The sequence below is a fragment of the Flavobacterium sp. W21_SRS_FM6 genome (genome assembly GCF_052119645.1).
Taxonomy (GTDB): Bacteria; Pseudomonadota; Gammaproteobacteria; order Enterobacterales; family Alteromonadaceae; genus Paraglaciecola.
Window position 1 is genome coordinate 1 of sequence record NZ_JBGQOM010000017.1, and the last position, 22,789, is coordinate 22,789.

Annotated in this window: 19 protein-coding genes, 2 tRNA genes and 1 pseudogene; 8 read left to right on the forward strand and 14 right to left on the reverse strand. The window is 42.8% G+C overall.

The annotated features are described in order from the left end of the window. Positions 1-130 precede the first annotated feature (130 nt). Positions 131-1,090, reverse strand: a pseudogene (locus ACEN2L_RS19660) (IS630 family transposase). Positions 1,091-1,404: 314 nt separating this feature from the next. Here ACEN2L_RS19660 and ACEN2L_RS19665 point away from each other — a divergent pair. Next, positions 1,405-3,027: a GMC family oxidoreductase gene (locus ACEN2L_RS19665; protein ID WP_441745814.1), complete on the forward strand. Its 1,623-nt coding sequence runs from the start codon at positions 1,405-1,407 to the stop codon at positions 3,025-3,027. Here the strand turns inward: ACEN2L_RS19665 and ACEN2L_RS19670 are convergent. Further along, entirely contained in the window at positions 3,024-3,656 is a 633-nt protein-coding gene (locus tag ACEN2L_RS19670) for a TetR/AcrR family transcriptional regulator (RefSeq protein WP_441745815.1), read from the reverse strand. The genes ACEN2L_RS19665 and ACEN2L_RS19670 overlap by 4 nt on opposite strands. A gap of 159 nt (positions 3,657-3,815) precedes the next feature. Here ACEN2L_RS19670 and ACEN2L_RS19675 point away from each other — a divergent pair, with 159 nt between their 5' ends. From ACEN2L_RS19675 to ACEN2L_RS19685, 3 genes are all read left to right on the forward strand, one after another. Next, complete coding sequence (locus tag ACEN2L_RS19675; RefSeq protein WP_441745816.1) at positions 3,816-4,667, forward strand: crotonase/enoyl-CoA hydratase family protein; 852 nt, start codon at positions 3,816-3,818, stop codon at positions 4,665-4,667. Between the two features lie 53 nt (positions 4,668-4,720). Next, the gene (locus tag ACEN2L_RS19680; RefSeq protein WP_441745817.1) at positions 4,721-6,772 is read left to right on the forward strand and encodes an oxidoreductase; all 2,052 of its coding nucleotides are present in this window, start codon (positions 4,721-4,723) and stop codon (positions 6,770-6,772) included. A gap of 203 nt (positions 6,773-6,975) precedes the next feature. Next, a complete protein-coding gene (locus ACEN2L_RS19685) occupies positions 6,976-7,224 on the forward strand; it encodes a DUF3297 family protein (protein WP_441745818.1) in 249 nt (82 codons plus the stop codon). 143 nt (positions 7,225-7,367) lie between these two features. Here the strand turns inward: ACEN2L_RS19685 and ACEN2L_RS19690 are convergent, their stop codons facing one another. After that, complete coding sequence (locus ACEN2L_RS19690) at positions 7,368-7,682, reverse strand: VF530 family DNA-binding protein (RefSeq protein WP_441745819.1); 315 nt, start codon at positions 7,680-7,682, stop codon at positions 7,368-7,370. A gap of 112 nt (positions 7,683-7,794) precedes the next feature. Beyond that, entirely contained in the window at positions 7,795-8,373 is a 579-nt protein-coding gene (gene sodB / locus ACEN2L_RS19695; RefSeq protein WP_306023107.1) for a superoxide dismutase [Fe], read from the reverse strand. 279 nt (positions 8,374-8,652) lie between these two features. Here sodB and ACEN2L_RS19700 point away from each other — a divergent pair, with 279 nt between their 5' ends. Then, positions 8,653-8,991, forward strand: coding sequence for a Grx4 family monothiol glutaredoxin (locus tag ACEN2L_RS19700; RefSeq protein WP_306023108.1), 339 nt, complete (start codon positions 8,653-8,655; stop codon positions 8,989-8,991). A gap of 59 nt (positions 8,992-9,050) precedes the next feature. On the opposite strand, the gene ACEN2L_RS19705 is transcribed toward ACEN2L_RS19700, so the two are convergent. Beyond that, positions 9,051-9,812 (reverse strand): hypothetical protein, encoded by a 762-nt coding sequence (locus tag ACEN2L_RS19705; protein ID WP_441745820.1) that lies wholly within the window; start codon positions 9,810-9,812, stop codon positions 9,051-9,053. 314 nt (positions 9,813-10,126) lie between these two features. Between ACEN2L_RS19705 and ACEN2L_RS19710 the strand changes: the two genes are divergently transcribed. After that, positions 10,127-11,059 carry a diguanylate cyclase gene (locus ACEN2L_RS19710; protein ID WP_441745821.1) on the forward strand — a complete coding sequence of 311 codons (933 nt, stop codon included), beginning with the start codon at positions 10,127-10,129 and terminating at the stop codon, positions 11,057-11,059. A 110-nt stretch (positions 11,060-11,169) separates the two neighbouring features. Here the strand turns inward: ACEN2L_RS19710 and nth are convergent, their stop codons facing one another. From nth to ACEN2L_RS19755, 9 genes are all read right to left on the reverse strand, one after another. Then, complete coding sequence (gene nth, locus ACEN2L_RS19715; protein ID WP_441745822.1) at positions 11,170-11,808, reverse strand: endonuclease III; 639 nt, start codon at positions 11,806-11,808, stop codon at positions 11,170-11,172. A gap of 30 nt (positions 11,809-11,838) precedes the next feature. Beyond that, positions 11,839-12,537: an electron transport complex subunit E gene (locus ACEN2L_RS19720; protein WP_441745823.1), complete on the reverse strand. Its 699-nt coding sequence runs from the start codon at positions 12,535-12,537 to the stop codon at positions 11,839-11,841. A gap of 1 nt (position 12,538) precedes the next feature. Beyond that, entirely contained in the window at positions 12,539-13,207 is a 669-nt protein-coding gene (gene rsxG / locus ACEN2L_RS19725) for an electron transport complex subunit RsxG (protein WP_441745824.1), read from the reverse strand. Further along, on the reverse strand, positions 13,204-14,301 hold the full coding sequence (gene rsxD, locus ACEN2L_RS19730) for an electron transport complex subunit RsxD (RefSeq protein WP_441745825.1): 1,098 nt from the start codon (positions 14,299-14,301) through the stop codon (positions 13,204-13,206). Before rsxD ends, rsxG begins: the two co-directional genes overlap by 4 nt. Next, positions 14,288-16,711 (reverse strand): electron transport complex subunit RsxC, encoded by a 2,424-nt coding sequence (gene rsxC / locus ACEN2L_RS19735; RefSeq protein WP_441745842.1) that lies wholly within the window; start codon positions 16,709-16,711, stop codon positions 14,288-14,290. The genes rsxD and rsxC overlap by 14 nt, the downstream gene beginning before the upstream one ends. 10 nt (positions 16,712-16,721) lie before the next feature. After that, on the reverse strand, positions 16,722-17,288 hold the full coding sequence (rsxB, locus tag ACEN2L_RS19740) for an electron transport complex subunit RsxB (protein WP_306020045.1): 567 nt from the start codon (positions 17,286-17,288) through the stop codon (positions 16,722-16,724). Next, entirely contained in the window at positions 17,288-17,869 is a 582-nt protein-coding gene (gene rsxA / locus ACEN2L_RS19745; protein ID WP_306020046.1) for an electron transport complex subunit RsxA, read from the reverse strand. Before rsxA ends, rsxB begins: the two co-directional genes overlap by 1 nt. 184 nt (positions 17,870-18,053) lie before the next feature. Further along, positions 18,054-18,130, reverse strand: a tRNA-Asn gene (locus tag ACEN2L_RS19750). Positions 18,131-18,195: 65 nt separating this feature from the next. Further along, positions 18,196-18,272: transfer RNA gene (locus ACEN2L_RS19755), tRNA-Asn, on the reverse strand. Positions 18,273-19,310: 1,038 nt separating this feature from the next. Between ACEN2L_RS19755 and ACEN2L_RS19760 the strand changes: the two genes are divergently transcribed. After that, positions 19,311-20,675, forward strand: a complete 1,365-nt coding sequence (locus ACEN2L_RS19760; RefSeq protein ID WP_441745826.1) for an MATE family efflux transporter — start codon at positions 19,311-19,313, stop codon at positions 20,673-20,675. Between the two features lie 18 nt (positions 20,676-20,693). Then, positions 20,694-22,700 (forward strand): excinuclease ABC subunit UvrB, encoded by a 2,007-nt coding sequence (gene uvrB / locus ACEN2L_RS19765; protein ID WP_306023465.1) that lies wholly within the window; start codon positions 20,694-20,696, stop codon positions 22,698-22,700. The last annotated feature ends 89 nt before the right edge of the window (positions 22,701-22,789 follow it).

Genomic DNA, 22,789 nt, shown 5'->3' on the forward strand with positions numbered 1-22,789 from the left:
TTCAGGGAATAAGAAAGATAGTGGAGAGATGCGAGCTACGGGCTCATCACCTGAGCGTACTGTGCGTCCTCCTTGCGCTGCTTCACCGCAAAAAAGACGCGGCTGTACCAGCACGTTATACCATTTCATATTAAGTGTTGCTCACCTCTAACCCGTCTCTATTGCACATTTGGGTGACGCGTTTCAAGTCACCAACAAAGTCATTCAAGCGGTAGTGCAAGCGTCGAGTATGTCCTCATATGACTCAAAACAGCGATTGGCTAAATGATGTTGGCGTAGCCAACTCCATACTTGCTCTATAGGATCCAACTCGGGTGAATATGGCGGTAATTTGATGATACTCAGGATAGCCATGTCTTTGGCAATATCATCCGTATGCCATCCCGCTGGAGCGCCAGCCCGAACCATCCATTATCACCACGGCGTGACGCCCTGGCTCGGTCGCCGCAGAGATCAGGTCAAGGTGCTGTTTCATCACATCTTTATTAACCCAAGGGGCTAAAATGGCTTCCGTCCGCCCGTTAGTAGGACAGACAGCACCAAACAGATAAGCGTACTCAAATTGTTGCTGTTTGACCGCGCGAGGACGACTGCCTTTTTGTGCCCATAAGCGGGTTGTCGTATTTTGCTGGCCGACTCTGGCTTCATATTGAAACCAAAAATCAACCTTACCAAACGTGATATGCCCGGGATCAATTGGATCGTCTCAATTTGTAGTTTTTTTAAATTCGTCTTGCGCTTCCTGAAATTGCTCAGCCACATAGAGTCTGAGCGCTTCACCTGTTAAGCGTCCTCCCTTTGTACTGCGACTTTGCTTGTCGTTATAGTCAAATAATTGCTGTCGCTGTTTTATAGATATAGGGCAAGCGCGGCCAGGGGCCTTTTTCGCTTCCAAGCCCGCTAATCCATCTGATAAATAATCGGCTACCCACTTATTCACACTGCGCCGACCGACTTTAAGGCTAAGGGCAATTTGGGTCCGGTTTTTACCCTCAAGAAAATGGGATAACGCTAACAAGCGAAGCCGCTTAGGTGCGTTTGCTTCTGCTCTGGACAATGCTAATAGATGTTGTGGTGTATCAAGTTTCAAGTGAAAAATAGGGTCGGGTAAGATGTAGTACAATTAGATCACAAATCATTGCTAATTGGTATGAGATGGTTTTGAGCGACAAGCTGCGAGCAAGAGCAAAAGATAAGCTAGATGGGCGACACGACATACAGACAGTTCGGCCCACCTTGCGCTGCTCCACCGCAATAGGAGACGGGTTAATTAACACCTAGTAACATTCTCTGATATTTTTGTTACACTCGCTGGTAGTGTGCATGAGGTGTGAGTTGTTCATAAATCATACTTTTAATAGGCTATGTTCTTACAATCCTTTCAAGTTAGGCAAGTTGAAATTTATGCAAGCAATTACGCAAACAGAATTTGATTTTATCATTATAGGCGGAGGGTCTGCTGGGGCCGTATTAGCTTCTCGTTTAAGTGAGAATCAAAATTTTTCAGTTTGTCTTATTGAGGCAGGAGGCAAAGATAAAAGTCTTTTTATTCATGTTCCTTTCGGTTTAGCACTGTTATCCAGAATTAAAAAGTTAAATTGGAATTACAATACGGCACCACAAAAAGAGTTGTTTAACCGCGCGTTATTTTGGCCCAGAGGCAAGGTGCTTGGTGGCTCAAGCTCATTAAACGCAATGTGTTATATTCGCGGAGTACAACAAGATTATGACCGCTGGTGCGAATTAGGTGCAAAGGGCTGGGATTGGAATTCGGTATTGCCTTACTTTATTAAATCTGAGAAGCAGCAACATGGCGCTGATATTCATCACGGTGATTCTGGCTACCTCAGCGTAAGTGACTTACGTCATGTTAATCCCTTATCGAGGACGTTTGTCAAAGCAGCTAACGAGGTGGGCTTAGCGGAGGTTAAGGATTTTAATAGTAAGCAGCGAGAAGGTCTAGGTTTGTATCAAGTAACTCAAGTTGACGGAGAACGTTGTTCTACAGCCAAAGGTTATCTGAGGGCTGCAAAAGGTAGATCCAACCTTTGTATCATTACCAATGCGCTTGTCGAGAAAATTGTAATCGAAAATGCACGAGCCACAGGCGTTCAGGTTAAGGTCAATAATAACAGGATTGCGTTGAGTGCAAAAAAAGAAGTGCTGCTAAGTGCAGGTGCGATTAATTCTCCTCAGCTACTTATGTTGTCTGGTATCGGGCCAGCCAAACATTTAAGTGAACTTGGCATTGAGACAAAATTTGACTTACCAGGCGTAGGTCAAAATTTACAAGATCATCTGGATACGATAGTACAAATGCGTACTCGCACCCGTGACAGCTATGCGGTCAGTATTACAGCTGCTCATCGCTATATAAAAGCGAGCTTTGATTACATCTATAAGCGCAAAGGGATTTTTTCAAGTAATGTGGCTGAAGCAGGCGGATTTGCACGCACTGACTATGCGACCGATTGTCCTGATATTCAGTATCATTTTCTACCCGCTGTTTTGCAGAACCATGGTCGAACAACGGCTTTCGGTTATGGCTTTGGAGTGCACGTGTGTGCTTTGTACCCCAAAAGCCGCGGTGAAATTCGTTTACAATCTAAAAATCCTGTTGTCGCTGCGATTATCGACCCTAAATACCTAACACATACAGATGACCAAAAAGTGATGATCGCGGCTGTACGTAAAGCACGGGAAATCCTTTCAGCACCAGTCTTCAAACAGTATCAGGGCTGGGAAATTGCGCCTGGTAAAAATGTACAGTCAGATGAAGAAATTTTAGAGTTTATCCGTAGGAATGCTGAAACTATTTATCATCCGGTTGGCACGTGTAGGATGGGAGCATTGAACGATCCTGATTCGGTAGTGGATGAGTATTTAAAGGTAAAAGGTGTTACATCTTTACGTGTGGTTGATGCTTCTGTTATGCCAAGCCTTATTGGTGGAAATACCAATGCGCCCACCGTAATGATTGCCGAGCGGGCCGCTGAGTTTATTAAGCAGGATTATAAAAATAACTAGGTTTTCGCTGACTGGCTATCTGCGGTAAACAGATTCACTGCACACTCACACATTTCATCAATATGACTACGGTCAGCATAAATGCCATCTATCAATAAACGGGCAATACCATGCAAAGTGCCCCAGGTGACTTGGGCAAGGCGTAGTGTGTCTTCAGTTTTAGGCATAACACCAAGATTTTGCCATTCACGTGTCATTTCAACTTGCTGATTAAAGCTAGGGTAGGCTACATTTCGTAAATCTGCCGTTGCAGTATTTTGTTTCCAAATAGTACGACCAAACATTAAATCATACAGCTCTGGATTATCAGCAGCATAGGCAATGTACCCTCGAATAAACTGACGATATTTTTCTCTAGGACTCAAATCCTTTTGATGAAAAATGCGTGTTGCATTTTCTTGCCAATGTTTGAAGCCTTGTTCTGCGATGGCGCACAATAATTCGTTCTTATCTTTAAAGTGATGGTAGGGGGCAGTGCGTGACACCCCAACTTTATCCGCAAGTTTACGAAGTGATAAACCATCAATGCCACTTTCTTTAAGCATAACACTGGCAGCACCAACTAAGGAGCTGTGCAGATCACCATGATGATAATGGTTTTTCGCTAATTTTTTGTCTGATTTTGTCACCAATGTTGTATCACTCTTTATTGCTAGTACGCATAAATTCTATCAATGTTTATTGATCTTGACAGCGTCAACATAAACCCTTAACTTGACGCTGTCTAGATTAAATATATGTTAATTTTTAATTTTCTATATTTACTTATCTTTCAATGGAGAAAAATTGTGCAAACGATAGATTTTACCCGCTTAAAAACCTTAACTGTGTCAACCGAAAACCATATTGCTCATATTCAACTGAGTCGTCCTGAAGCATTAAACAGTATGATCCCCGAGTTTTGGTCTGAGTTACCTGCTGTTGTTCGCCAAATTGACGCAGAAGCGGAGGCTCGCGTTGTTGTAATTTCATCGCAAGGAAAGCATTTCAGTGCAGGAATGGATCTGTCAGTATTTACCGAAATGGGTAAGAACTTTAGTGGTGAGCCAGCGCGAAGAGCTGAACGTATGCGCAGAATGGTTCTTGAATTACAAGATAGTTTTAACGCATTAGAAGAGGTACGTTTACCGGTATTAGTCGCAATGCAAGGTGGCGTTATTGGTGGGGCGGTAGACATGATAAGTGCCGCAGATTGTCGTTATTGCACTGCCAATACTTACTTTACAATCAAGGAAACAGAATTAGGTATGACAGCAGATGTCGGTACCTTACAGCGCTTACCCCATCTTATCCCACAAGGTTTAGTCAGGGAGTTAGCTTTCACTGGTCGCAATATGGATGCTGCTGAAGCGAAATCATGCGGTCTGGTCAATCAAGTATTTGAAGACCAAGCCAGTATGTTAGCTGCGGTGATGAAAATAGCGGGCAATATCGCCATGCATTCGCCAATGGCCGTCGCCGGTTGTAAAGAGATGATCAATTATACACGCGATCATGCAGTAAGTGACAGTCTACGCTATATGGCAACGTGGCAATCTGGCATGTTTCAAATGCCTGATGTTCAAGAAGCCATGGCTGCTGGCAAACAAAAACGCCTTCCCGAATATGCACCGCTACATAAAAAAACGCCTAGCATGTAAAGCACGTTTTTTGAAACGTTTTGTCAGATTAGAAAATTTATTAGGAAACCATCATGAGCAACACAGTCAGTAAAATTGAACAGGGCTTACGTCAATACCCTCATCTTCTAAGACCTTTAGATCTAGGATTTACGACCTTAAAAAATCGAGTATTAATGGGGTCTATGCATACAGGTTTAGAAGAAGCGCCCAATGGTCACATTCGCATGGCGGCCTTTTTTGCTGAGCGAGCAAGAGGCGGTGTTGGTCTTATTGTTACCGGTGGTATTGGCCCAAATGATGAAGGTGCTACGCATAAAAATACCAAACGTTTAGACAATGACGAATCTGTCGCTCATCATAAAATGATAACGGATGCGGTTCATGAAGCGGGTGGAAAAATCTGTATGCAAATATTGCATACCGGCCGCTATGCATATAACCCTGCTTTGGTTGCACCTTCTGCAGTGCAAGCTCCAATTAATCCTTTTAAGCCTAAGGCTTTGGACGAAGCAGGGATTGAGAAACAAATCGAAGACTTTATTTTTACTGCAAGCCAAGCGCAAAAAGCCGGATACGATGGCGTTGAGATCATGGGCTCTGAGGGCTACTTTCTAAACCAGTTTATAGCAGCACGGACAAACCACCGCGAAGACAGCTGGGGAGGGGATTACCAAAACCGTATCCGTTTACCGATTGAAGTGGTACGTCGAGTCCGTGCAGCGGTAGGTGAAAAATTCATTATTATTTATCGCTTGTCGATGCTGGACTTAGTGGAAGGTGGTTCAAGCTATGACGAGGTAGTTGAGCTAGGTAAGGCCATTGAAAAAGCGGGGGCAACCATTATCAATACTGGAATTGGTTGGCATGAAGCGCGCATTCCCACTATCGCCACAAAAGTCCCTCGTGCTGCTTTTACTTGGGTGACGGCTAAATTTCGTCAAGCCTTGTCGATTCCGGTGATTACTTCAAACCGCATCAATACACCAGAAGTGGCTGAAGCAGTGTTAGCCCGTGGCGATGCCGACATGGTGTCTATGGCTCGTCCCTTTTTGGCTGATCCTGAGTTCGTATTAAAAGCCATGGAAAATCGCTCAGACCAAATCAATACATGTATTGGTTGTAACCAAGCCTGTTTGGACCATGTATTTGATGGGAAAATGACAAGTTGTTTGGTCAATCCTCGTGCTTGCCATGAAACAGAACTTAATATTGAATTGAGTACAGCCCCTAAAAAAATTGCTGTTATTGGCGCCGGGCCTGCTGGTTTGGCTGCTGCGACCACCGCAGCAAAACGTGGCCACAGCGTTACCTTGTTTGATTCTGCGACAGAGATAGGCGGTCAATTTAATATAGCCAAACAAATTCCAGGTAAAGAAGAATTTTCAGAAACCTTACGGTATTTTCAGCGTCAGATAAGTCTGCTGAATGTTGAGCTTAAACTGAATACTCGCGTCACCAATGAGATGTTAAATAACAGTGATTTTGATGAGATCCTCGTTGCAACAGGGATTAAGCCTCGTACCCCTCCTATCGAAGGTATCGAACATGCCAAGGTATTGAGCTATATCGATGTCATTGTTGCTAAGAAACCTGTTGGTCAGAAAGTGGCAGTGATTGGGGCTGGCGGGATTGGCTTTGATGTGAGTGAATATTTATCTCATGGAAGTGAAACCCCTAGTTTAGATATACCTGCCTTTATGAAAGAGTGGGGCGTGGATATGACATTCACTCATCGTGGTGGTATTGAGGGCATGGTGGCTAAGCCTGAAGCATCACCTCGCGAAATTTATTTGTTACAACGTAAAACCAGCAAGGTTGGCGCTGGTTTGGGAAAGACTACAGGTTGGGCCCATCGTGCTGGCTTAGTCAGTAAAGGCGTAAACATGCTAGCTGGTGTTGAGTACTTAAAAATAGATGACGCAGGCTTACACATTCGCCTCAATGATGAAGTCAGAATATTAGAAGTAGATAATATTATTATCTGTGCGGGACAGGAGCCACTGCGTGAGCTCGTTGAGGGTTTAAGCAAGCCTTATCGGCTAATTGGTGGTGCTGATGTGGCGTCTGAGCTTGATGCTAAAAGAGCCATTGACCAAGGAACTAGATTGGTTGCCCAGTTATAATTCACTCTAGCGCAGCGGGTTGAGCCTGCTGCGCGACCTGCTCCATGAAAACCTCAGCAAGTTTTAGGCAAGGATGCTTGGCTGACACGCACTTTACTCATCTTGGTGAAAAACAGACAATGCTAGAGAGTGCGCTTCACCCTTGAACACTTTATTTATATTATCTACACTAGCGCACTTTTTATTTATACTAGGGCAGTAACATGACCGATACACCATCACGTCCTCCTTTACCTGACCAACTTTCAGGTAATCCTCGCAGCCGTTTTCATATTGAAGAGGTTTTTGAACATGAGATTGGCATACGTTTGAATGGTAAAGAGCGTAACGATGTAGAAGAATATTGTATTAGTGAAGGCTGGGTAAAAATCCCTGCACCTAAGGCCTTAGATCGTAAAGGTCAGCCAATGTTGATTAAGTTGAAAGGAACGGTAGAAGCTTTTTATAAGTAATCAGGCTTTTTTTGTTTTTATCGATGATTTATCACTGCTGCATTTTACCTCAGCTTGGCTTTAGGGGATGCAGCAGCATTATTCCTTACCAATTCTACTTTGCGCGAATTACTGCCGCGTAGGTAACAAAACGAATTAAGTCCCTAACCGGGTTTATTTACATCTGGCCAAACAAATTCTGCGTTTTCAGTTTTAGCTAATACATCGTCTCGTGTTGTGGTTGTTTTTGCATGAGGTTGTTTAGCTATTTTAGTTAGATATAACTGTTCTACCTGCTCTCGAGCCCAAGGGGTTTTGCGTAAAAATTTCAGACTAGATTTTATCGAAGGTTCGCTTTTAAAGCAGTTAATATTTACGGTCTCAGCCATCTTGTCCCATCCTAGTTGTGCAACTAAAGTGTCCAGAATGAGTTGTAAGGTCACCCCATGCAAAGGATTGTTATGTTGAGATATAGTCATACAAATACCTAATTGGTGTTGATTTTTGCGCAGTATAACGGTTTTTTGATAGGCTAAAAACGCCAGCAAAAAAAAGCCCTGATAAATAGGGCTTTAATCATTTTATTTTATGTTAAGCAAAGTTAGCTGAGGCAAATTCCCAGTTAACTAATGCCCAGAAACCTTCTAGGTACTTAGGACGAGCATTGCGGTAATCGATGTAGTAAGCATGCTCCCATAAATCAACAGTTAACAAAGGAGTGACGCTGCTGTCTGTTAAAGGCGTGCCTGCGTTGCTGGTGTTAACAATATCTAAACCATTGGCTGTTTTAACTAACCACGTCCAGCTTGAGCCAAAGTTATTTACTGCTTTGTCGTTTAACGCCGCTTTGAAGTCTGCGAATGAACCCCATTTAGCATTAATTGCGTCGGCTAGTGCGCCTGTTGGCTCACCACCACCATTTGGGCTTAAGCAGTTCCAATAGAAGGTGTGATTCCAGATTTGTGCAGCATTGTTGAATACGCCGCCTTCAGAGGTCTTAACAATCTCTTCAAGACTTTTTGATGCTAAATCAGTGCCTTCTACAAGACCATTCAACTTAGTTACATAAGTAGCGTGATGCTTACCGTAATGGTATTCCAAAGTTTCTGCAGAGATGTGTGGTTCTAAAGCGTTCTTTTCATAAGGTAGCGCAGGAAGTTCAAAAGCCATGTTATTTCTCCATTTAGGTGTTGATGTATGCATTAATTCGTTGAATGCCAAATGCTAGACGTTAATTGTCTAGAGTAAAAGTGCAGTATTAATCTTTGTTATAAACAAAAAGCTGCAGAAGGATCATATATTGCGTCAAATACGCTTTATTTCAAGTCTTGTGATAGAAGAAAGTAACTAACTTGTGCGTTAAAAATATGGCACTTTGATTTCAACTGCCCTTGAAAAACGCTAAACTAGTAACCACTACTATTGCCATACTTGATATGAGGCGAAAATATGGAAACCGTTGAAAAAATTCAGCAACAAATTAAAGAAAATCCGATTTTATTGTATATGAAGGGCTCGCCCAAATTTCCAAGCTGTGGATTTTCGGCACAAGCGTCTCAAGCGCTAATGACCTGTGGTGAACAATTTGCTTACGTAGACATCTTACAAAATCCAGATATTCGTGCCGAACTTCCTAAGTATGCTAATTGGCCTACTTTCCCGCAGTTGTGGGTTGATGGTGAGTTGATTGGCGGTTGTGATATTATTCTTGAAATGATTCAGCAGGGCGAATTGCAAAGCATCATAAAAGAGACGGCGGCAAAATATCCGAGTCAGGAAGAAAAGTAGTTTAACGAAAGTACAAAAAAATAGAGCGTTTACGCTCTATTTTTTTGTCTGGTATTTATCTAAGGTGTTGCAATAGGCTGTGATGAAGATGCCTTGTTCACGTGCTTTTCTAGATTCAGTAATTTGCTTTCTAACTCATCTACCTTGTTGGTCAGATTATTATTACCCAAGGCACTGGAGATTAGCTTCTCACGCAAACTTGCCACTTGTTGCTCATTATTCAGGCTTGTGCGTTTTAATTGCGCTTGAGTTTCTAATGCTGCTTGCAGGCTCTGGTTCAATTGTGTGACTTGATTGCTTAAGGTTGTTACTTTGCCCTCTTGTTGACTGGCATCGTCACCTAGTTTCTTCATGGCGTTATCGGATTTTGACGCTAGCTTTTTGAGCTCGTTGGTCAAGTCACTGATTTCTGATTGATTACGACGCCACGCAGATGCCCACAGTTTATCCATTTGCTCCCACAGCTCTTCAGTTTTTTTACTGAGTTCAGTCACTTTGACTTGAATAGCAACAGCGGATTGGTCAAGTTCTTCACCAGTCGCTGACAATCTGCCTTCTAAGTCAGTGATACGCTGTTGAGCATGGATCAATACTTTGTGTTGCTCAAACGACCAATACACCGCCGTGCTACACATAACGACTAAAAATAAAATAAACATTAACCACGATGGGGAATTGGAATGCGTGTTTTTAGACTCTTGGGGGATGTTGCCTTTTGGTCCATTGGTCTTTTTGGTTTGCGCCCTTGCGCGTTGAAATGATTCAACATCGTCTCTTTCTATAGTTATCTTGGGCATATCATCCATTGGTTCTATCGCCATGTTGTTCTAATCTTTCCTATCGTTGAGGCTTCTTATTTAAGGTATATAACCCTACTGCATTACACGGTCTATACAATACCAAACAAAGTGCAGAAAGTGCGCTAACAATATTAAAAAATTATCTAAAGTGAAAAAATTTATGTTTTCGGTCTTTGCGCTACTTATGTTCAGATTGCAAATGTCGGCGTTTTAATTGTGCTTAACAGTAGGAAGGGAGCACATCGTATGCTCATATTTATTCACATAAGTCGCTTGATTTTAGCTGCAAATAAGTCACGATTATCAAGGAGTACAATGCAGGTGAGTAGTTATAGTTGGAAAAATTAAAATTAAAATCGAAATTGAAACGTCCCATTTCCGATGGCAAAATTTTAATCGTAGATGATGAACCCATAAACTGTGAGATTATGCAGCATATGTTGGGCGACTTGTACAAGGTGAGCAGTGTCTGTTCTGGTGAGGAAGCGATCGAAGCATGCTTATCTGACAAGCCAGATCTGATTTTACTAGATGTTATGATGCGAGGAATAAGCGGAATTGAGACCTGTCGGCTGATTAAAGATAATGAAGAAACGCAGCATATCCCCATAATTTTTATTACCAGCCTACAAGAAGAACAACAAGAGGCCGATTGTTGGGATGCAGGTGCGGTGGATTTTGTCACTAAGCCTGTTTTAAGAGTAGAGTTGCGCAACCGCGTTCGAGCGCATTTAACCCACAAAATGCAGACCGATTTATTATTAAGCTTGTCTTATGTCGATAAATTAACAGGCGCCTATAATCGACATTTTTTAGATGATGTTTTGCCTAAAATTGAAAAACAGTCAAAACGCAAAGATACACCAATTAGCGTGATGATGATGGATATAGATTGGTTCAAATTATATAACGACGAGTATGGTCATTTAAAGGGCGACCAATGTTTACGGGAAGTCGCCGATAACATTGCAGAGGTGTTGACGCGGCCAGTTGATTTATTGTTTCGGTTTGGTGGAGAAGAATTTATGGTTCTGCTTATCGATACTAATAAAGAAGGTGCATTGCATGTTGCTAATGAAGTTCTTGAGACGTTAAGGCTTAAAGGGATCCCTCACCCTAAATCTTTGTTTTCGTATGTTAGTTTAAGCATTGGTGTGGCGACGTTCTTGCCATCAGATAATGACGGTATGTTAGCTGATACCATTCAACAAGCCGACAAACAATTGTATAAAGCAAAATCAACGGGTCGAAATCAGGTCAAAGTTTAACATAGAAGATATTGCATCTTCGTTTGAATTATTAGCGTTTAGATAGTACCAGAAAAGTTCTGCATATTAAGAGGATGCTTACTTCATAATATCGCTTTTATTACAACAGCTTAGGGCTCTTCAGTCTTCTCTTTAAATTCACACAAATCTTCAATTATACAAGAACCGCAGCGTGGCTTGCGGGCGATACAGGTGTAACGGCCATGCAATATAAGCCAATGATGCACGTCTAGCTTAAATTCTTCAGGTATCACTTTAAGTAGTTTCTGTTCAACCAGATCAACGTTTTTGCCCATAGCTAATTTGGTTCGATTAGACACGCGGAAAATATGCGTATCTACAGCGATAGTGGGCCAGCCAAATGCGGTATTGAGCACCACGTTAGCCGTTTTTCGACCTACGCCGGGTAAGGATTCTAATGCTTCACGGTTTTCTGGTACTTCAGAGCCATATTGCTCAATTAAGATACGGCAGGTTTTAATGACATTTTCAGCTTTGGCGTTAAACAAACCAATGGTTTTGATATAGTGCTTCAATCCCTCTACACCTAAGGCATATATTGTTTCCGGCGTATTTGCTAAAGGATAGAGTTTAGCCGTTGCTTTATTTACACCTACATCGGTAGCTTGGGCTGAAAGCACTACCGCAATCAATAATTCAAAAGGAGTTGAAAATGCTAATTCGGTAGTTGGCTTTGGATTGTTATTCCTTAAACGTGTTAGGATCTCTATGCGTTTTTGTTTATTCATTTATAACTCTTGTTTTAGGGCATATTTGCATTAATGCTCAGCGGTCACCCGTGCTCGTTGTACCACTTTTGCTTCTTTTTTAGCAGCAAACATGTGTTCCATGCGTTTATCCAACACATTTTTTAAGGCGATCAATAATCCCATACCTAAAAACGCCCCAGGGGGAAGAATGGCCAATAAAAAGGGACTATCAGTATGAAATAGCGTGAGCTGCCAATTACTCGCCCAGTCACCAAATAATAAATTAGCCCCAGCAAACAAAGTGCCATAGCCTAACAACTCGCGCATCGCCCCCAGAGTCACCAAGACAAATGTAAAGCCTAAGCCCATCATCAGGCCGTCAATCGCAGCTAATCCTACCGGATTTTTCGCAGCATAGGCTTCCGCACGACCGATTATGGCGCAATTAGTAACAATCAGCGGAATAAAGATGCCAAGTGCTTGATACAATGTGAAGGTGTAGGCGTTCATTAATAGCTGCACAATCGTGACAAAAGACGCAATAATCATGACAAATATAGGAATGCGAATTTCATTGGGTACATAGTTACGAATAAGCGATACTGTGGTATTTGAGCCTATTAATACCAGTGTGGTGGCTAAGCCCAAACCAAGACCATTGATTAGAGTTGCCGTGGTCGCAAGCAAGGGACAAAGCCCTAACAATTGCACTAAAGCTGGGTTGTTTTTCCATAGCCCCTGCCAGCTCAATTGCTTAAACTCGTTCATTTTATTGCGCCTCTGTTGAACTGTTTAGTGTCTTTGCGCAGGTATTAGGTGCATCAAAGATTGCCTTTTGTTGCTCTTGATAATACAGAGCACTGCGCTTAACGGCCTTAACGACTGCTCTGGGCGAAATAGTTGCTCCGGTGAATTGATCAAATTGACCACCATCTTTTTTCACATCAAAGCGGGCGAGGGTATCAGTACTCACTACTTTCTGAGCAAAATCCAAAATCCAATCATTTACACGTAAATCGATTTTGTCACCTAAGCCCGGTGTTTCTTTATGATCGAGCACACGTACTCCACTGATGAGAGGATTGCCTTGTGGGTCGTTAGTCAAACCGACAACCAGCTGTATTTTTCCGCTATAACCATCAGGCGCGGTCGTCTCAATAGCAACCCCAACCGGCTTCTCGTTGTCGTAGGCGCGATAAATACGCTGTGCTTCGTCACTGCCCAAAAATTCAGGTGAAACAACGTTCACACAGTTGTTAGCAATGGCGTTGTTATAACTGCTCGGTTCGATTATTGCGTTTAAAATACCTTGTAATTTAGCTTGTTGCTGCACTGCGATTTGCTCGTGAGTGGCAAAATACGTTAAAGCAATTAAACCACTGGTTGCCATAGCAAAGGCCGCTAAAATAAGGCCATTTTTACTGACGGATTGCTTCATTTTTTACGCACCTTTGCCCCAGCTTTATGACCATAGACTCTTGGCTGTGTGTAATAATCAATCAAGGGTACAGCCATGTTCATAATGATCACCGCAAACGCAACTGCATCAGGATAGCCCCCCCAAGTGCGGATAACATAGACCCAAAAGCCTATGGCTGCGCCAAAAATTAATCGGCCTTTATTGGTTGTCGAGGCTGAGACAGGGTCGGTTGCGATAAAAAAGGCCCCAATGATAATACTGCCGTTAAAGATATGGAAAATCGCTGAGGCAAATCTATCACCATCAACTAAAGACATCACGGTAGCGACGAAGAATAAACTTAGGATCATACTCACAGGAATATGCCAATTGATGACTTTTAGCTTTAATAAGCCTAAGCCACCGACTAAAAAACCAAGACTAATCCAAGACCACGCGACATTTAAAGAATAAATACTGCTGTCAAAAATAGTGAACTCGAGACTTTCTGTATAGGTTAGGCCTTTAACCAGTTGCGTTTTAACCGTATCTAAAGGTGTTGCCATGGTCGTACCGTCAATACCAAATTGCAATTGGTTGAGGCTCAAGCCATTTTGGGTAAATCCGGTGAATATGGTGAAAAGGCTATCAGTAAACGAATGACCATACTGAGCCAAGCTTTGTGCTGGTAACCATTGGGTCATTTGTAGCGGAAACGAGATTAACAGCATGACATACGCTGCCATGGCAGGATTAAATAAGTTAAAGCCTAAGCCACCATAGAGCTGTTTGACGATGGCAATCGCAAAAAAAGTCCCGATTACGATAAGCCACCAAGGTGCGAGAGGTGGTATGCTAATGGCTAACAGTATGGCAGTTAGCACCGCACTGTAATCTTTTAAACTACGCTCAAAGTCACGCTTTCGTAGTTCTAGAATGCTTGCTTCTGTTACGATGGCCGTTATGACCGCTAAGACTATTTGTATTAAGGTACCAAAACCAAAAAAATAGGTTTGTAATAACACCCCAGGAATTAACGCATAAATAACGAGCCGCATAACTTGACCTGTATTACGTTTGATATGCTGGTGAGGTGAACTTGCTAGGTTAAAATTCATTTTATCGTTTTTCATTGTTAGCAGCTTGCTCTGCCGCTTTTTTCGCTTTCGCTTTGGCCACAGCGGCCGCTATTCTACGCTTTTTTTCGTCTAGAGCGTGATTTTCATCGTCCCTTTTAGTTTGCTCACTTTGCGCTGATGACGCGCTTTGCTCAGCGACAGAAGCCTTTTCAACAAGCTCGTCTAAGCGAGTAAGTGCTTGTGGGTGTGCATCGCTATCAAGCGTATTCGCTAATTTTTTCGCTTTGGCTTTAGCCACAGCTGCGTTTATTCTTTGCTGTTTTTCATCCACCGCTTCACTGCTTGGGGCTTGCTCCTCAGTTACCTGTGCTCGTGATGGCTGTGATGAACTAAGCGGTTCTTGTGGAGGCTCCATCGCTTCATCTTGTCGCTTTTGGTCTTCCTCTGAGGCCTTTTTAGCTTTCGCTTTTTGGATAGCGGCTCGTACACGCTCATTTTTACTGGTTTGCTCAGGCGCGGCGGCAGGAACTTGCTCGCTGACATTATCAGTATTACTTGCTGCCTTTTTGGCTTTAGCTCTTGCGATAGCGGCCTGTACTCGCTCATTTTTACTGGCTTGCTCAGGCGGGGCGGCAGAAACTTGCTCGCTGACACTATCAGTATTACTTGCTACCTTTTTGGCTTTAGCTCTTGCGATAGCGGCCTGTACTCGCTCATTTTTACTGGCTTGCTCAGGCGCGGCGGCAGAAACTTGCTCACTGACATTATCAGTATTACTTGCTGCCTTTTTGGCTTTAGCTCTAGCAATAGCGGCTTGCACACGATCATTACTGCTTGATGGTGTACTCGCTTGTTCGTTAACGGGCATAACTTCGTTTACAGAAGGAGCATTGACATCTCTGTCAGCTTGAGCCTGTTTCTTTTCTTTAGCCCGTGCTAAAGCCGCTGCTATTTTATCTTTAGCAGTATTTCCTGCTCCTGACATCGCTTGTTTGCGCGCTTCGGCAGCCAAACGGTGTTTTTCATCTCTGGCTTCTTGTTCGGCCACTAACCTTGCTGCCCGGCTCTCAAATCGTTCTCGGGCTTTATCGGCTTTTTGTTTTTCTTGTTGTTCAATTCTAACGTCAGCTTTAGCTATGCGATAGTAATGTACGAGAGGAATTTCGCTTGGACACACATAGGCGCAAGCGCCACATTCGATACAATCAAATAAATTGTATTCTTGCGCTTTTTCTAATTCTTTTGCTTTGGAATGCCAAAATAACTGTTGCGGCAATAAAGAGGCAGGGCAGGCATCGGCACAAGCTCCACAGCGAATACAAGCTTGTTCATTATTGCCCGCTAACTCATTTTTTGATGGCACCAATATGCAATTGGTTATCTTAACAACAGGCACCTTAGGACTGGCAATGGTAAATCCCATCATAGGGCCGCCCATAATAACGGTACTGACTTTTTGTTTCTTTGGTAGATATTGACTATGGGCAAGTAAATGTTCAACAGGGGTGCCAATTAAAGTCCAATAGTTACCACGCTGATTAACCGCTTGGCCTGTTACAGTGACGACGCGTTGAACTAAAGGCTTGCCACTGAATACCGCATCAGCGATGGCATAGCACGTGCCTACGTTATGCATGATAACGCCCACATCGATGGGTAAGCCGCCACTGGGTACTTCTCGATTAGTGAGAACCTGAATCAGTTGTTTTTCACCGCCGGCAGGGTATTTAGTGGGAACAATACAAATCCGATATAGTGGATTCTCACGACAGGCTAAGCGCATGGCCTCTATCGCTTCAGGTTTATTATCTTCAATGCCAATCAGAACTTGTTTAGGCCCTAATAAATGGGTAAGAATGTCGATGCCTTGGCGAATTTGCCACGCGTGTTCGCGCATTAACCTGTCATCTGAACTGATATAAGGTTCGCACTCAATACCGTTAATAACCAGAAACTCAACATTTTTCTTGGGAGCTGATTTTATATGAGTAGGAAAACCTGCACCGCCCATACCACTAATGCCGCAGTCGCAGATAGCGCTCAATATCGCCATTTTGGGTTGATTTTGATAATCAGCTAACGGCTTTAATGGAACCCATGTATCTAAGTGATCAGGGGCGATTTCGATAGTTAATTCAGCAAGGCCTGACGGATGCGCTGACACGTGGGGAGCAATACTGATAATTTGACCTGATGTAGGTGCATGAATCGGTACCGCAAAAGGGTTCATGCTTTTTGTCAGTGCTTGGCCTTTGAGCACATGTTGACCTTCTTCAACGATAACATGACCTTCTACCCCGATATGTTGTTTTATCGGTACATACAAACGTTCTGGAATAGGTAATTGGGCGATGGGCGTTTGGTTAGACAATTGCTTTTGTTGAGGTGGATGTACGCCGCCAGGAAAGTCCCACAGTTCGTTGGCATTTAACTTACTCATTACGTCGTCAAAGTCGTTTGGCATAGTCACTGATTTAACTTACTTGTTTTACGGGGATTTTATTGAGCTCCCAGCGCCAAGCGGCACTGTTTACTGCAACGGGCACCATATCAATACAATCTACCGGACAAGGATCAACGCATAGATCACACCCGGTACATTCATCGCTAATTACGGTATGCATTTGTTTCGCTGCGCCTAGTATGGCGTCGACAGGGCAGGCTTGAATACACTTGGTACAGCCAATACATTCGTCTTCGCGTATAAACGCGACCTTTTTAACATCTTCACTGCCATGGGCGCTATCGAGCGATGTGGCTTCAACGCCCATTAAATCGGCTAACTTTTTAATGGTGGCTTCGCCACCCGGCGGGCACTTATTAATGTCGTCACCATTAGCAATCGCTTCAGCGTATGGCTTGCAACCGGGATACCCACATTGACCACATTGAGTCTGCGGCAATATTTCATCAATTTGCTCTACCAATGGGTCGCTTTCTACTTTAAAACGAATTGCAGCATACCCGAGAACGCCCCCAAAAAGCAGCGCCATTAAGCCTACCGCGAGTAGGGCAGTTAAAATTGCCATGCCCAAAGACATTAAAACTTCACCAAACCAGTGAAACCCATAAAGGCCAATGACATTAACCCTGCGGTTATCATGGCTATTGATGCGCCTTTGAAGGGCGAGGGCACATCGGCCACTGCAAGCCTTTCACGCATCGCTGAAAATAATATCAATGCTAAAGAGAATCCTACGGCAGCGCCAAAGCCGTAGATCACCGATTCAATAAAATTATGCTGCTGGTTTATGTTTAATAAGGCAACCCCTAATACGGCACAGTTGGTGGTAATAAGGGGTAAAAATATCCCTAGTAATCGGTAAAGAGTGGGGCTGGTTTTATGAACGACTAACTCAGTAAATTGCACAACTACAGCGATGACCAGAATAAAACTCAAAGTACGCAAGTAGCCAATGCCTAAAGGCAATAGAATATAATGTTCAACGAGGTAGCTCGACAAAGACGCAAGAGTTAATACAAAGGTCGTGGCCATCGACATGCCAATAGCGGTCTCCAACTTACTTGATACCCCCATGAATGGACATAAACCAAGAAATTGTACTAACACAAAATTGTTTACCAGCACGGTGCCGATAAGTAGTAGGAAGAATTCAGTCATTGTATAAAGGAAATTACTACGCTTTGCTAAACAGCCTGTATTATCGGGCTTTCAATGTGTATTAACAACTTGATATTCAAAACTTTATTGCTAAATCAGCTTTATTATTGAAATACCGGGTTATAAAAATGAATGATGAACTAGGAATTAGTATTTTGAAGCCCTCTATGTGTAAAAACTAGAGTGGCTCCCCCTCCCCGACTCGAACGGGGGACCTGCGGATTAACAGTCCGTCGCTCTAACCAACTGAGCTAAGGGGGAATTTTACATAGATAACAGAAATTGTGATTGAACCATACCTAAAAACAATGATGTCGCTTTTAGTTTGGCTCCCCCTCCCCGACTCGAACGGGGGACCTGCGGATTAACAGTCCGTCGCTCTAACCAACTGAGCTAAGGGGGAATCTTATTTCTGGGTTGAAAACTGGATTTATTAGTAACAACCTCCCGTTTTTCAACGGTGGCGAATGTTAATGAGACACTGGCTTACTGTCAACACTCAAAACAAGAAAAACGACAATCTTTTTTCTATCTGCGCAAACCTTGTGCAATAGTTGCTTTTTATTTGCGCGGGCGCTTGTTTTTTAGGCTTTTCGTTGAGATTTTGAGTACTTTATTTGTGCACTGCGTTAGTGCAGTATTTTTATGTGCTTTTGGTTATTTACATATATTCAAAAGGTATTAAAAATGCATTGAACACTGTTTTAGTATACAGTGTTTAACAAAAGTGTAACCTTGTTAGCGGAGGTCGAAGGTTAGTGCCTGCTAACAAAAAATATTGCCCCTCTTTAAGCAAAGTCACGTGTTACCTGTGTCTGGCTTAGTTATCCACGAAACCTGTGGATAAAGCTGTGGGTTAAATGTTGGGAAAGGAGGCTTTGATTTTCAAATGATTGTCAATATCTATTTATCTAAAACGGTGAATTATGTTTTTTATTAGTAAAAACAATGAGATAGTTTTTTTATTGGTTTTAATAGATTTTTTTTTCAGCAGGCTTCGCTTAGATTTTAAACGTAATTTGCTTGTGTGTTGTTTTATAAGGAAAAATTTAAAAACACTTATTTTAAGAGTTAAAACTCGAATAATTTAATTAAAGTCAAGATCTAAAATGGCTTTTAATCAGTGTTTTCTTAAGGAGTAAGACGGTGTAAACGTTTAAATAAAGATTGACGTGTTACTTTTATGCAACAGGTATTTATTTTTTAGCATAAGTGTCGACACTCGTCGACATTCTTATAAATAGTAATAGTTGAATACGGGATATCGCGTATCATATCTGCCGCGATTACTCGCACTACAATTACATTACGTGTCGGTTTTAGCCAAATTTTGCTAAAGCTAAAGAGTAAAGTGTAAGAACTCATTCGCTGTTGTCATCATAGGTCACTGGGATGGCTACATCCGCTTTTTTATATTCTATGCAGTCAAGTGAGAGATAAGTTGAGAAAAGCATCTAAATCGAGTCCTGACTTGTTGCAGCAGGACGTAGCAACAACATTAAAATCGATGACCATACCGATGATTATTGGCATGATTATGTTGATGACCTTCGGTCTGGTCGACACTTTTTTTATTAGTTTACTTGGTACTGATGAGTTAGCGGCGATCAGTTTTACCTTTCCGGTGACCTTCACCGTGATCAGTTTAACCATTGGCTTAGGGATCGGCACTTCCGCCGTGATTGCGCGTTTACTTGGCGCGAAATTGCACGAGCAGGCTAAAGAAACGGCCACCGGTGCGTTGATGTTGTCTTTCATTCTTGCGGTTTTTTTAGCCTTAATTGGCGTGGTAACTGTTGACCCCATTTTCAGCGCAATGGGCGCCACGGCTGCTGAGTTAGTTCACATCAAAGATTATATGTATGTGTGGTACGCCGCCGGGGTATTTTTGGCAATGCCGATGGTGGGTAATAGTGTATTACGCGCTTCTGGAGATACCAAGACACCTAGCTATGTCATGGCGTTTGGAGGTTTGATTAATGCCATACTCGACCCGCTGCTTATTTTTGGTTGGGGGCCTGTCCCTGCGCTTGGTATAAAAGGGGCTGCTATTGCAACTCTCATCGCTTGGGCTGTAGGCTTATTTTATATTCTGTATCTTTTGGCGATTAAACGTCAATTAATGCAAGCAAGACTGCTTAACTTACAAGAGCTAAAGCGCAGTAGTGGTGGCATTTTAAAGATTGGTTTACCCGCAGCGGGGGCAAACATGTTAACGCCTATCGCGGCAGGTGTCGTGACATCATTCATAGCAAGTTACGGTCAGGTCGCGGTTGCTGCATGGGGAGTAGGGGGGCGTCTTGAATCCATCGCATGTATCGTTATTTTGTCGCTTTCGATGTCACTTCCCCCTTTTATTAGTCAAAATTTAGGGGCCAATAAATTAGAGCGAGTACAACAGGCGTTTCTTCTCAGTGTCAAGTTTGTGGTAGTTTGGCAGTTAGTAATTTATGCGGTGGTCGTTCTATGTGCTGGTTTAATGGCCAACATCTTTACAGATGATCACGAGGTCGCCGAGTTAATTACATTATTTTTATGGATTGTGCCCTTGGGGTATGGTTGTCAAGGAGTGATAATTTTAGCTAATTCATCTTTTAATGCCATGCATTTACCCATGTCTGCTTTAGTCCTTAACCTCGTTCGTTTATTCGTGGCCTACATTCCTTTTGCCTTTATTGGTAGCCACTTTTTTGGATTAACTGGCATTTTTGTAGGCATTGTATTGTCAAATTTAATAGTGGCAGTTGTGGCCTTTATTTGGTTTAAACAAGTAATGAAAGCCCAAGTATCTAAGTTACCACTGTAATAAAAAGAGTTTTTAAACATGAGTCGACCCTTTGAATTAAGTTCAAAATATTCCCCAGCTGGTGATCAGCCCAAAGCTATTAAAGCCTTGGTAGAGGGCTTAGAAGATGGTTTGGCACGCCAAATATTACTCGGCGTAACAGGTTCTGGTAAGACCTTTACCATGGCCAACGTTATTGCCGAAGTGCAGCGTCCTACTTTAATTTTAGCGCACAACAAGACCTTAGCGGCGCAGCTATATGGTGAGATGAAAGAGTTTTTCCCAAATAATGCTGTTGAGTATTTTGTCTCCTATTACGATTATTATCAGCCTGAAGCCTATGTTCCTTCCAGTGATACATTTATCGAAAAAGATGCCTCAATCAACGCCCATATTGAGCAAATGCGTTTATCGGCGACCAAGTCATTAATGGAGAGGCGCGATGTTATTATTGTGTCAAGTGTGTCTGCCATCTATGGACTAGGTGATCCCGAGTCTTACATGAAAATGTTAGTGCATTTTCGTGTAGGCGACACTATGGACCAGCGCGATATCTTACGACGCTTAGTGGAAATACAATACAAACGTAATGATGTGGCATTTGAGCGCGGCACATTTCGGGTTAGAGGTGATGTGATTGATGTGTTTCCTGCAGACTCCGAGCGACACGGTATCCGCGTTGAATTGTTTGACCAAGAAATAGAGCGCATCAGTATTTTCGACCCATTAACTGGGGCGGTGGAAAAAACCGTTACTCGTACAACGGTATTTCCTAAAACCCACTACGTGACGCCCAGAGAAAAAATTCTATCCGCAATTGAAAACATTAAAGTTGAGCTCAATGAACGCCGTGAACAGCTCAGGTCAGTAAACAAATTAGTGGAAGAGCAACGTATTAGTCAGCGCTGCCAATTTGATATCGAGATGATGCAGGAGCTGGGGTATTGCTCAGGGATCGAAAACTATTCGCGTTATTTGTCAGGTAGAACGCCAGGCGATCCTCCCCCTACCTTAATCGATTATTTTCCTGCCGACGGGCTGATGTTTATTGATGAAAGTCACGTAACAGTATCGCAGATTGGCGCGATGTATAAAGGGGATCGTTCGCGTAAAGAAACCTTAGTCGAGTTCGGTTTTCGCTTGCCTTCAGCGCTAGATAACCGGCCCTTAAAATTCGAAGAGTTTGAGCGAATTTCTCCGCAAACCGTTTATGTATCTGCTACACCTGGTAAATTTGAATTAGAACATGTGCCAGACATTGTCGAGCAGGTAGTGCGCCCCACAGGCTTAGTGGACCCTGAAATCGAAATAAGGCCGGTTGGCACTCAGGTTGATGATTTACTCTCAGAGATCCATAAATGTGTGGCGCTTAACGAAAGAGTGTTAGTGACCACACTAACCAAACGCATGTCTGAAGATCTCAGTGATTATTTAGACGAGCACGGCGTCAAAGTGCGTTACCTGCATTCTGATATTGATACGGTAGAGCGCATTGAAATTATTCGTGATTTGCGCATTGGTAAGTTTGATGTGCTGGTGGGCATTAACTTGCTCCGAGAAGGTTTAGATATGCCAGAAGTCTCGTTGGTGGCAATTTTAGATGCGGACAAAGAAGGCTTTTTGCGCTCTGACCGCTCCTTAATTCAAACCATTGGACGAGCAGCACGACATCTTAAAGGTCGAGCGATTTTGTATGCGGACCGGATGACAGGTTCGATGCAACGAGCCATTGATGAAACGAATCGACGTAGAGAAAAGCAAACCGCCTATAACCTTGAGCACGGCATAACGCCTACTCAATTGTATAAGCCCGTCACCGATATAATGGACGTGGGTGATGGCCATGATGACGGCAAGGTTAAATTGCGCAAGGTCGCTGAATCTGGCAGTAGCTATAAGGCGCTAACTACAACGCAATTAATGCAAAAGGTGAGCGAGCTTGAAAAACAGATGTTTAAATTTGCCAAAGAGCTGGAATTTGAAAAGGCCGCCAGTTTGCGTGATGAAATTGAGTTGGCTCGACAGCAGTTGGTTAAACTCTCATAGTCCTGAAATTTGTGTTGATAACTTTCACTGAACGTTAAATTTCCATTGTAATATCGTTGCCACTTTTCTAAGATGTAGTTTAGTATCAA